Genomic DNA, 411 nt, shown 5'->3' with positions numbered 1-411 from the left:
TGCCAAGGGCCGCGACATCGAGTGCATGACCCTGGCCAAGGCGATTGGCTATCACCTTGAGCGGCGTGTATTTCTCAATGGCACTCGGACAGTGATTTTGTAAAGGACGCACAGGGTCGACCACCATAAAACGAGTGTGTATATGGCTTAATGGCAATCATCAATGTTTCCCCGCGCTATCGACCTGGCTGCCCAAGTTTCTCGGGGTGTCCTAGCGAAATAAATGGCACGACGCGCCGGAAAGCTTCTTGCCTGACGCAGGTGGACAGGGCGCGATAGACAGATAGCTCGGGATGACAGTTGATGTTAGATGCGCCATAAACCGACCAGGTGGGGGGCTCGCGAACTTCTAGCATGGCCTTGAGTGTTGCCGCCGACGCATTATTGACCCAAGTGCCGACGCTATGCTGA

1 protein-coding gene and 1 pseudogene are annotated in these 411 nt (G+C 55.0%); one reads left to right on the top strand and one right to left on the bottom strand.

Features of this window, described 5'->3' with window-relative positions; genetic code table 11:
• Positions 1-103 (top strand): annotated as a pseudogene (locus PH586_RS23435) (formyltetrahydrofolate deformylase); the annotation flags it as partial.
• Between the two features lie 73 nt (positions 104-176).
• Here PH586_RS23435 and PH586_RS23430 read toward each other — a convergent pair.
• Positions 177-411, bottom strand: a 235-nt coding sequence (locus PH586_RS23430; RefSeq protein ID WP_271350212.1) for a hypothetical protein, incomplete at its 5' end; no start/stop codon positions are given.

The sequence above is a fragment of the Pseudomonas aestuarii genome (assembly GCF_027988105.1).
Lineage (GTDB): Bacteria > Pseudomonadota > Gammaproteobacteria > Pseudomonadales > Pseudomonadaceae > Aquipseudomonas > Aquipseudomonas aestuarii.
Note: the sequence above shows the minus strand (reverse complement) of the source record. Positions and strands in the feature narration are given on the sequence as shown.